The sequence below is a fragment of the Synergistota bacterium genome, from assembly GCA_021159885.1.
Classification (GTDB): domain Bacteria; phylum Synergistota; class GBS-1; order GBS-1; family GBS-1; genus AUK310.
The window spans coordinates 1-9,707 of sequence record JAGHDO010000018.1 but is presented as its reverse complement, the minus strand read 5'-3'; the positions used below and the strand labels follow the sequence as shown (position 1 = coordinate 9,707).

At 44.2% G+C, this 9,707-nt stretch carries 12 protein-coding genes and 1 pseudogene; all 13 read right to left on the bottom strand.

Annotated features, from left to right (window positions below; translation table 11 throughout):
* A partial coding sequence (locus J7M13_01560) for a (2Fe-2S)-binding protein (protein ID MCD6362677.1) occupies positions 1–284 on the bottom strand: 284 nt, incomplete at its 3' end.
* 15 nt (positions 285–299) lie between these two features.
* Positions 300–1,871: an NADH-quinone oxidoreductase subunit NuoF gene (gene nuoF, locus J7M13_01555; protein MCD6362676.1), complete on the bottom strand. Its 1,572-nt coding sequence runs from the start codon at positions 1,869–1,871 to the stop codon at positions 300–302.
* Positions 1,868–2,332, bottom strand: a complete 465-nt coding sequence (gene nuoE, locus J7M13_01550; protein MCD6362675.1) for an NADH-quinone oxidoreductase subunit NuoE — start codon at positions 2,330–2,332, stop codon at positions 1,868–1,870. Before nuoE (J7M13_01550) ends, nuoF (J7M13_01555) begins: the two co-directional genes overlap by 4 nt.
* Positions 2,333–2,353: 21 nt before the next feature.
* Positions 2,354–5,416, bottom strand: a pseudogene (gene nuoF / locus J7M13_01545) (NADH-quinone oxidoreductase subunit NuoF).
* Positions 5,400–5,753, bottom strand: a complete 354-nt coding sequence (locus J7M13_01540) for a (2Fe-2S) ferredoxin domain-containing protein (protein MCD6362674.1) — start codon at positions 5,751–5,753, stop codon at positions 5,400–5,402. Before J7M13_01540 ends, nuoF (J7M13_01545) begins: the two are co-directional and overlap by 17 nt.
* Positions 5,740–6,303 (bottom strand): ATP-binding protein, encoded by a 564-nt coding sequence (locus J7M13_01535; protein MCD6362673.1) that lies wholly within the window; start codon positions 6,301–6,303, stop codon positions 5,740–5,742. Before J7M13_01535 ends, J7M13_01540 begins: the two co-directional genes overlap by 14 nt.
* Positions 6,304–6,777: an NADH-quinone oxidoreductase subunit NuoE gene (gene nuoE / locus J7M13_01530; protein ID MCD6362672.1), complete on the bottom strand. Its 474-nt coding sequence runs from the start codon at positions 6,775–6,777 to the stop codon at positions 6,304–6,306.
* Positions 6,765–7,502, bottom strand: a complete 738-nt coding sequence (locus tag J7M13_01525) for a PHP domain-containing protein (GenBank protein ID MCD6362671.1) — start codon at positions 7,500–7,502, stop codon at positions 6,765–6,767. Before J7M13_01525 ends, nuoE (J7M13_01530) begins: the two co-directional genes overlap by 13 nt.
* 23 nt (positions 7,503–7,525) lie before the next feature.
* Positions 7,526–7,861, bottom strand: a complete 336-nt coding sequence (locus J7M13_01520) for an iron-sulfur binding hydrogenase (GenBank protein MCD6362670.1) — start codon at positions 7,859–7,861, stop codon at positions 7,526–7,528.
* Positions 7,858–8,817 carry a CBS domain-containing protein gene (locus J7M13_01515; GenBank protein ID MCD6362669.1) on the bottom strand — a complete coding sequence of 320 codons (960 nt, stop codon included), beginning with the start codon at positions 8,815–8,817 and terminating at the stop codon, positions 7,858–7,860. Before J7M13_01515 ends, J7M13_01520 begins: the two co-directional genes overlap by 4 nt.
* Positions 8,814–9,155, bottom strand: coding sequence for a hypothetical protein (locus J7M13_01510; protein MCD6362668.1), 342 nt, complete (start codon positions 9,153–9,155; stop codon positions 8,814–8,816). The genes J7M13_01515 and J7M13_01510 overlap by 4 nt, the downstream gene beginning before the upstream one ends.
* 110 nt (positions 9,156–9,265) lie before the next feature.
* Positions 9,266–9,364 (bottom strand): MetS family NSS transporter small subunit, encoded by a 99-nt coding sequence (locus tag J7M13_01505; GenBank protein MCD6362667.1) that lies wholly within the window; start codon positions 9,362–9,364, stop codon positions 9,266–9,268.
* 14 nt (positions 9,365–9,378) lie between these two features.
* On the bottom strand, positions 9,379–9,707 hold a 329-nt coding region (locus J7M13_01500; protein MCD6362666.1), incomplete at its 5' end, for a sodium-dependent transporter.

The window sequence follows — 9,707 nt, the reverse complement described above, 5'->3', positions numbered from 1 at the left end:
TCAGTCATTATCAGATTCATGACAAATTTACGCGCTTCCTGGACTCTTTCTGTATTGGTATAGACTTCCATTCCATCAGCAACTGGGGTAGTACAGCTGGTCAAAAGCCTTGGGGATCCCTTTACCTCAACTACGCAAAGTCTACATCCCCCATATGAGGATAACCCCTCATGATAGCAAAGAGTCGGTATTTCTATACCTGCTTCTCTTGCTGCTTCAAGTATGGTCATTCCTTCTTTTGCTACTATCTCCTTTCCATCTATCTTGAGCTTTACCTCTCCCACAGTCTAAAACACCTCCTATGAAAGGAATTCATCTTTAAAGAAACGAATTGCACTCGATATCGGAAGAATAAGAGATTGCCCCAATGCGCAAAGCGCCATATCAGCCATTTCTTTTGAGATTTCGATCATCTCCTCAAGATCTTTCTCAGTTCCTCCTTCATTGCAGATCTTGTTTATCTTCTCATAAAGCTTGCTTACCCCTACCCTGCAGGGAACGCATTTACCACACGATTCGTGTTTAAAGAAGAAGATGATATTCCTAAGCATATCTACCATAGATGTTGTTTCATCCATGACTAAGATAGCACCGGAGCCGAGAACCCCTCCATATTCCCTCAATCCTTCATAGGAAAGTGGCGTATCAAGCATTTCCTTGCCCAAGAAAGCACCAGCAGCTCCTCCTATAAGCGCAGCCTTGAACTCTTTGTCATCTTTAATTCCTTTGGCAAATTCAAAAATAACCTTCCTTAAAGGCGTTCCCATTTCTACTTCTATAAGACCTGGTTCTTTCACATGTCCAAGAATTGTGTAAACCTTCGTTCCGGGAGATTCCTCCGTACCCATGCTTCTGAACCAGTCTGCTCCGTTCAAGATTATGGGAGGAACGTTCGCAAGCGTCTCCACATTATTGACCACAGTAGGATATCCCCACAACCCCTTTACACCGGGGTAATAGGGAGGTTTGGGGCGTGGGTTCCCTCTCTTTCCCTCGATGGACTCTATAAGGGCCGTTTCTTCTCCACATACATATGCTCCTGCGCCTTTTTTTATTTCAACGTGGAAGGAGAAGTCAGTATCTAAAATATTGTCCCCAAGCAATCCCAACTTGTAGGCATCTTCTATAGCTTTAGTCATTCGGCGTATAGATAGATCATACTCTCCCCTTATGTAGATATATCCTTTGCTTGCTCCAACCGCATATGCGGTTATAGCCATCCCCTCAAGGATCTTATGGGGATCTCCTTCGAGTATAAGTCTATCCTTAAAGGTTCCGGGTTCTCCTTCATCTGCGTTGCAAACAACGAATTTCCGAGAAGCTTTAGCATTCGCAGTGAATCTCCACTTTCTTCCTGTGGGGAAGCCTGCTCCTCCTCTTCCTCTTAAGCCAGATTTTTCTACTTCGCTTAAAACCCACTCTGGAGAGGATTCCAGAGCTTTAGCAAGAGCTTCATATCCTCCAGTCGCTATATATTCCTCAATGCTTTCCGGATTTATAACCCCTGCATTTTGCAACACCACTCTCTTTTGCTTAGAAAGCTTCTTGGGTAGCTCTCCCTTTGCCAAGATTTCTGCTATATGAGGTTCAAGCAGAAGTCTCTTAACAAGTCTACCTTTAAGAAGATGTTCCTCAACGATTTCCGGTACATCCTCCACTCTAACGTTAACATAGTAGACTCCCTCGGGATATACGAGAAGCACGACTCCTCTTCCAGTTATACCGAGGCTTCCCGTTTCAAGGACCCTTACTTCTTCGGCTAATCCCTGTCTTTTTATCTCCTCTTCGAGCTTTCTCTGAACTTCTTTAGCCCCAGCTAAGATCGTACCCGCATCGATTCCCACAAGCACATGAGCCCTTTCGATCCTCATGATTCCTCTCCCCTTTTCCTATACTCGTCCAATATCCTTTTTACCTTTTCGGGAGTGAGGTTCCCATAAGCAACTTCATCTATCATCATGGCTGGAGCTACACCGCATATCCCGAGACAGCTTGATATTTCAAGAGTGAAAAGACCATCTTTGGTTGTTTCTCCTACATCGATGTTAAGCTCTTGCTTGATGGCTTCCAACACGCTTTCCTTTCCCATAAGATGGCAAGCAGGCGAAACGCAAACCCTTATTATGTGCTTTCCTCTTGGCTTAACCGAGAACATTGAGTAAAATGTGGCAGTACCCCAAACTTCTGCTGGCGTTATTCCAAGATAGGTAGCAACCGCTTCCACATCTTCTTTAGTAAGATTCTTAGTAGGAGATGCGTCCTGAATCGCATGGAGTATGTCAAGTAGGTTTTCTCGCTTCGGTTCGAATCTGCTTAAGATCTCCTTCACCATGCTATAACATCACCCCCCCTCTTATTCTTCCTCCTCCTTTATATCGCAATGGAGGCATCTTCTCGCCTCTTCTATTGCCTGACCTTCAAAGAAGGCCTTCTCAACTTCCGCGAAGCTCTTCCTCTTCTCTACCGACAACATCGGGGGCCTTCTCCTGGGCTGAGTTTTGAGATATTCTTCCTCATCGTAAGTAGTCTTGACAGGCTTTCTCTCCTCGCGCCAGAGTATTCCATCTCCTCCAAGATACTTATCTATGGCTGATGCTGCCCTTCTTCCATCGGCAACGGCTTCTACTATAAGGGCAGGACCTCTTACAACATCACCACCGGCGAAAACGCCATCTAAGGATGTCTTCATAGTGCGAGGATCTACCTTTATCGTTCCCCATCTGGTTAGCTCTAAACCTTCGGACTCAAAGCCGAGCTCCGCTCTCTGGCCTACTGCTACTATTACAGTGGTTGCCTCTATATCAAACTCTGATCCCTCTATTGGAATAGGCCTTCTTCTTCCAGAGGAGTCAAAATCACCAAGCTTCATGCTAACACATCTAACTGCTCTGACTTTACCATTCTCGCTAACAAAGCTAACCGGTGTTGCAAGGAAGGTAAATTTGATACCCTCTTTTTCTGCTTCCTCTATTTCGCTAGGAAGAGCTGGCATTTCATCTCTGCTTCTTCTATAAACTACTCGCACGTCAGCTCCAAGTCTCCAAGCTACCCTTGCAGCATCTATAGCGGTGTTTCCTCCTCCTATGACTACTACCTTCCTTCCTATATCTATCTTTTCCCCCATTTTGGCCTTCTTCAGGAATTCCATTCCACTATATACGCCTTCCAGATTTTCACCCGGGATATTCAGTTTTACTTCTTTCATGCTTCCGCATGCAAGGAACACAGCATCAAATTTCCTTCGAAGCGCCTCAAGATCCGTTATCCTGTGATTAACCTTAATTTCAACGCCGGTGTTAGCTATTCTTTCAACTTCTTTCAAAACTATTTCCTTGGGAAGACGATACTCGGGGATATAGTGAGTCAGGGTTCCTCCAGGTTCTGGGAGTGCCTCAAAAACGGTTACTTTGTATCCTTTCAAATTAAGATAGAAGGCAGCACTTAATCCAGCAGGTCCAGAGCCTACTATCGCTACTTTCTTACCGTTATATTTTTCTGGCTTAGGAAGCTCCCAACCCTCTTCAAGCGCCTTATCGGACATAAACCTCTTAAGCTGTCTTATAGCAATAGCCTCATCAAGCTGTATTCGTCTGCAAGCTCTCTCGCACTCTGCAGGGCAAGCTCTTCCACATACGGATGGGAATGGATTATTCTTTATGTGAACATAGAAAGCTTCCTTATACCTTCCCTCGGCGATATGAGCTATGTACGCGGGAACGTCAACATTAGCAGGACAGGCGTTTTCACACGGTGCTATGAAGAGATCAGCACATACTCCTGCTGGACACCTCTTGTCTATTATGTGTGCTTCATATTCCTCTCTAAAGTACTTTATCGTGCTTAAAACCGGGTTTGGGGCGGTCTGCCCTAAACCACAAAGCGCACTCTGCTGAACCCACTTTCCAAGCTCTTCAAGACGATCTATGTCCTCAAGCGTGCCCTTACCATGAACGATCTTTTCAAGGATCTCCAGCATTTTCTTAACTCCGACCCTACAAGGAACGCATTTTCCACAGGATTCATCCTGACAGAACTCGAGGAAGAAGCGGGCGAGCTCAACCATACACGTGTTTTCATCAAGGATAATTAAACCTCCAGAACCGATTATGGCACCAGCTTCCTTAACAGATTCATAGTCCAAGGGTAAGTTAAGATGTTTAACAGTCAAACATCCGCCAGAGGGCCCTCCTATTTGAGCTGCTTTAAATTTCTTGTTATTAGGTATCCCACCGCCTATATCGAATACAACCTCGCCTAAGGTTATCCCCATTGGGACTTCTATAAGCCCAGTATTTCTGACCTTTCCAGATAGAGCAAATACTTTAGTTCCGGGAGACTTATCCGTTCCAAAGCTTCTAAACCAGTCCGCTCCTTTTAGAATGATGTGTCTAACGTTGGCAAAGGTTTCAACGTTATTTATAAGAGTGGGTTTACCCCAAAGTCCATGCGTTGCTGGGAATGGAGGCTTGGGCCTTGGCATTCCTCTCTTACCCTCAATAGATGCAAGAAGCGCTGTTTCCTCGCCACAAACAAATGCACCAGCCCCAATCCTTAACTCTATATCGAATGAAAAATCGGTCTCAAGTATATTTTTGCCAAGAAGTCCATATTTACGAGCTTGCTCTATAGCTATCTGCAATCTCTTTATAGCTAAGGGGTATTCTGCCCTGACATATATATATCCCTGTTCAGCTCCCACTGCATATGCCGCAATAAGCATTCCCTCTATAACCGCGTGTGGATCGCCTTCAAGCACCGCTCTGTCCATGAAAGCACCTGGATCTCCCTCATCTGCATTACAAACGACATACTTGGGTCTCCCCTGAGCGCTTCTTACGAATCTCCATTTTCTTCCCGTGGGGAAGCCCGCTCCTCCTCTTCCTCTTAAGCCAGATTTCTCTACTTCGGAAATGACCTCTTCAGGCGACATACTTTCAAGAACACGTGCCAAAGCCTCATATCCATCAACCGCTATGTACTCTTCGATATTCTCTGGATTTATAACCCCACAGTTAGCAAGGACTATTTTCTTCTGCTTAGTGAAGAATGGAAGCTCTTCTTCCTTTAGACTGGGCACTATTTCTTCCTTTGGCAATAGTCTTTCTACAACTCTACCTTTAAGGAAGTGCTCCTCAACGATGGTTTCAACGTCCTTAAGACTTACCCTCTGATAAAAAACTCCCTCAGGATATATCATCATCACGGGACCTTTCTCACAGGGCCCCATACATCCTGTTCCTATTATCCTGATCTCGTCCTCAAGGCCTCTCTTTCTAATCTCTTCCTCCATCTTTTTCTTTATAAGTTCGCTACCCGATGAAACACAGCCAGCTCCTAAGCATATAAGCACGTCAAGTCTTTTGGGCAATCTTTATCCCTCCCTTTTAAAAGAGTTTAAGTTATACCACGTACTCAGATAGAACCCTGCCGTTTATCACATGCTCTACAACGATCCTTCTTGCTATCTCGGGGGTTACCCTTCCGTAAATTATTGAAGCTTCCTTGGTTATGACCTCAACTATGGGTTCTGCCGACGACAGTCCCTTTTCTCCGGTTTGCATGACCATAACATCCTTTAGGCCTCTTTTAGAAACCTCATCTAAGAGAGCTTTTAATACTTCTCTTGCTCCAGCAGCTATGCCTGAAGTTCCCATGCTAACCACTATTTTTACACGAGGCTCTTCTCCCTCTCTTAACTTAAGGTCTTGTCTGACCTTTTCTCTTAGTTTTCTGAGTTCCTCAAGCTTCATAATTCTTACCTCCCTTCAATATATCATTTAACTCTCTCTCTATTTTTTCCCGCATGAAGGAAATAACTTCAGGATGCGAGAAAGCCTCCCTTCCTATCGCTTTCTTTATCTCCGTGGTATCAATTTTCATTTCCCCATAATCCGTTTTAACTTTTATGAGAAAGTCTATATCAGAATGACCAAAGACTAAGGTAAAGAACGTAGATGCAAAATCTCCCAAAGGTGGACGATCAATGTGTTTTAGCCTCATCTCGACGATTACCTTAGTGCCTTTACCTTTCTCGCTCTCGATTTTAAGCTCTCCACCGCAAAGTTCAGCAGTCTGCGCCAAAAGTGGAATACCTAATCCTACTTTTTTCCCTGACTTTGTAGTTATGAAAGGATCCAGAGCACACTTTGCTTCCTCCTCGCTCATACCTTTACCATTATCTTCAACCACCATTTTCAGCTTATCTTTCGCTTCGCTTATCTCCACGATAACTTTTATTAGAGAAGCACCAGCGCTTACGGAGTTCTCAACCAGGTCTATTATGTGTAGAGCAAGCTCCTCCATTTAATCTTGGTATTTCGCTATTACCTCTTCTACTTTCTTGGGACTCATCCTTCCGTAGATGTCGTCGTTAACCATAACTACAGGTGCGAGACCGCATGCACCAAAGCACCTTGCAATATCAAGCGTAAATCTTCCGTCTGGCGTGGTATGTCCTACCTTGATTCCTAGGACACGTTCAAACTCTTCGATAACAGCGCCCGCGCCCCTAACATGACAAGCGGTTCCCTTGCAAACCGTTATTACATACTTCCCTACTGGTTCCGTGCGGAAGAAGTTGTAGAATGTAACCACGCCATGCACTGTACTTTCTGGGATCTCAAGCTTTCTCGCCACGAGCTTCTGTATTTCCTCCGGTAGATAACCTATCTCAAGCTGAATGGCGTGCAAAACGCCTATAAGAGAGGACTGCCCCTTTGGAAAGCGGTCTATTATGGCTTCGACCTTCTCAAGCTTATCCCTGGTTAATTTAAGCATGTTTTGACCCTCCTTTTATCTTGTATCGCTTTTATCAAGCTTGCTGGACTGATTTCAACCAGATCGACAGCGGTTCTCGCCCCTTTGATCGAGGATAAAAAGTGAGCATCGGAGGAAACCAAAATCACATAATCTCTCAGTTCGGGGTGTTTCCTTAAGAGGGAGGTTAAATCAGCGTGGTAGGTGATCTCCCCAACCTTAAAAGGGAGATCGGGGGGGATAAAGCCCAAAACGGAAATAATTCCTCCATACTCCCTATCCATATGGGCTGGATAGGCTATGCCTCCACATTCTTTAGCCTTCAAGGCTACATCCTCAACGGAGACTTTCGCAGAAACTTGAAGAAGTCTCTCATCAATCTCGATAACGTTGTCCTCCTCATCTACGACTACCTGAATGCCAAATAAACCTTCATCGTTTTTTGCCCTTGGAAGCCTATCTTTAAGCCATCTTTCAAACCCTTCAACGTTCTCTTCCGAGGGAAATAGCGCTACCATGTGCACCTCTTCTTTCGTCTGCACCTCTATACCCGGTATAACCAGTATACCCTCTTTCCTACCCACTTTAATGCATGCCTTGACATTCTTAGCCGTATTGTGATCTGTGATAGCTATGATCTTGATATCCATCTCTTTTGCTCTTTTTACAATATTTTTGGGAGTCATCTCCCAATCTGCACAAGCTGAAAGGACCGTATGAATGTGAAGGTCCACACCACACCACATAGCTAATTATACCACGTTTTCGGTTATCTCAATCCTATCTCATAAAGTTTCCCAGAAACGATAAAAGCGTTATCCTTAGCTAATACCAAAGCAACGCCTTCTTGCTTGGCTTTTTCTGCTATTTTAGGATCTACCTTTTTACCTCCACATACAATTATAGCCTTTATGCCGACAAGTACTGCTACAGCAACGATGTTTAAATGGCTTTGAACGGTTATCCATATTGAGTCTTGCCGTGCCTTTCCCATTACCTCGCTTAGTAGATCACTCGTATAGCCATATTTTACTTCCTCTTCCATATTTACATCTCCCGTCAAGACCTCGCAATCTAATTTCCTCAATATATCCTTCAGCTTCACTCTTCTCCCTCCTTAATGATGAAGACCATTTCAACCCTCGTTCCCTTCCCCGCCTGTGATAACACTATCAACCTATCAGTAGCTCTTCTCATATTGGGCAACCCCATTCCTGCTCCGAATCCCAGCTCCTTTATGTGATCTGGAGCGGTTGAATATCCTTCCATCATAGCGAGGTCTACATCCTCTATTCCGGGACCTGAATCTTTAACTAAGACCACAACATTGTCTTCTCTCAGAAAAGCAAGTATTACTCCCTTTCCTTCCGCATGAATTACAACGTTTACCTCCGCTTCATAGGTTCCTATGCTGACTCTTCTTATAAAAGCCTTAGGATATCCTCTTTTCTCAAGAACTCTTTTAAGCAAGGCAGCTCCCTCTCCCGCTTCTGAAATGGATTTCGTATTTATCTCATATTTAAATGAAGCTTCCTCCTCGAGAAACTCTTCTCCTTTTAGCAGGGAGATCTCCCTGCTTAAGAACTCGTCTCTTCTCTTATCATGAATATAGATTGAGTGAAAACGCCTTAAGATGGCCTTTAATATGTCTTGCTTGGTTATTAAGCCAAGAAGCTTCCCATCTTCATCAAGCACAGGAAACCTTCCATATCTGTACTTTTCAAAAGTTCCGATAACCTTTTCAAGGGTATCCTTAGGCTTTAAGTAAACAACCCTTTCTATTGGGGTCATGTACTCACCAGTCTTCTTCCATATAACGCCCTCTTCTAAAGCTCTTATTATACGCTCAGTACTAACGAGCCCGAGAAGCTTACCATCCTTATTTACTATAGGAATACCAGATATTCTCCTCTCTCGCATTATCACACGTGCATCGGATAACCGATCCTCTGGTCCTAAGGTTATAACATCCTTTTTCATTATTTCCTCTGCAGTTATGAAGCTGAATATCTTCTTATACTCACTGAGATACTTTATTATCTCAACATCTATGTTACTCATCTACCCCTGAGTCCCTTCTCATAAAGCCTTCCGCAGGCGTCGAAGAGAAAAAGATGGGTTACCAACAGGGGTATCCTCTCCTCCTGAGCCTTTTTAATGGTTTCCGGTAAAGGCTCTTTTCCTCTAACTATAACTAAACCCGCCAAGTCAAGGATCTTCGCTACCCTGATTATTTGAGGTGCTACAAGCCCAGATAGAAGAAGTGAGCCCGGCTTGCCGAATGCTAAAACATCGCTCATCATATCAGCAGCACATCCAAAGTGCACCTCTCGATCGAGAAGATCCTCGCCGGCATAGACCTTGGCTTCCAATATATCTCTGACCTCAGAGAGCTTCAATGAAGATCACCTCTGCGACTTAGGTAAGATCTTAGGAGGCCACTTTAAAGGGGTTGGAACTACCCCCTTTTGATTAAAAAGATAGCTCCAACCCCTCGAAAAGTCAAATTTTACTTCTTTTGCGCTTCGGCTTCCATCGTCTTCTTAATGAAGAACAGGAAGCCACCCCACACGATAGCGAGGATAATGACCATCATGATTACCCACATGATTCTCGCCCCCTTTACTTCTCGTAAGTCTCGCCGATGTCAGTATGCTCGTACTTAGCGGTCTTAGCAAACCAATCGTTAAGCAAGTAGATAACTATGAAGGCTATAGCCCACTGAACTATTATCGTTCCCACAGAGTAGGTATGAGTGAACGGGTTAGGATTCCACCAATCTTTGGGATACCAGGTGATCGACTGATAGATCCACCATCCAAGAAGAAGAACGAACCATACCGGAATAAGATAAACGAGTATATCCCACCAGGCGCCTACTTTCATGTCACTGTTCTTATTCATTATTTCCCTTGCCTTAGAAACACCGGTCTTGAAGACCGCTATTGCAC

Bases quoted from the DNA above. Each gene is read 5' to 3' on its own strand.
- J7M13_01525 (MCD6362671.1), bottom strand. From the start codon at position 7,502: ATGTGGTGTGGTGTGGACCTTCACATTCATACGGTCCTTTCAGCTTGT.
- nuoE (MCD6362672.1), bottom strand. From the start codon at position 6,777: ATGCTTAAATTAACCAGGGATAAGCTTGAGAAGGTCGAAGCCATAATA.
- J7M13_01515 (MCD6362669.1), bottom strand. From the start codon at position 8,817: ATGAGTAACATAGATGTTGAGATAATAAAGTATCTCAGTGAGTATAAG.
- nuoF (MCD6362676.1), bottom strand. From the start codon at position 1,871: ATGAGGATCGAAAGGGCTCATGTGCTTGTGGGAATCGATGCGGGTACG.
- J7M13_01535 (MCD6362673.1), bottom strand. From the start codon at position 6,303: ATGGAGGAGCTTGCTCTACACATAATAGACCTGGTTGAGAACTCCGTA.
- J7M13_01505 (MCD6362667.1), bottom strand. From the start codon at position 9,364: ATGTGGGTAATCATGATGGTCATTATCCTCGCTATCGTGTGGGGTGGC.
- nuoE (MCD6362675.1), bottom strand. From the start codon at position 2,332: ATGGTGAAGGAGATCTTAAGCAGATTCGAACCGAAGCGAGAAAACCTA.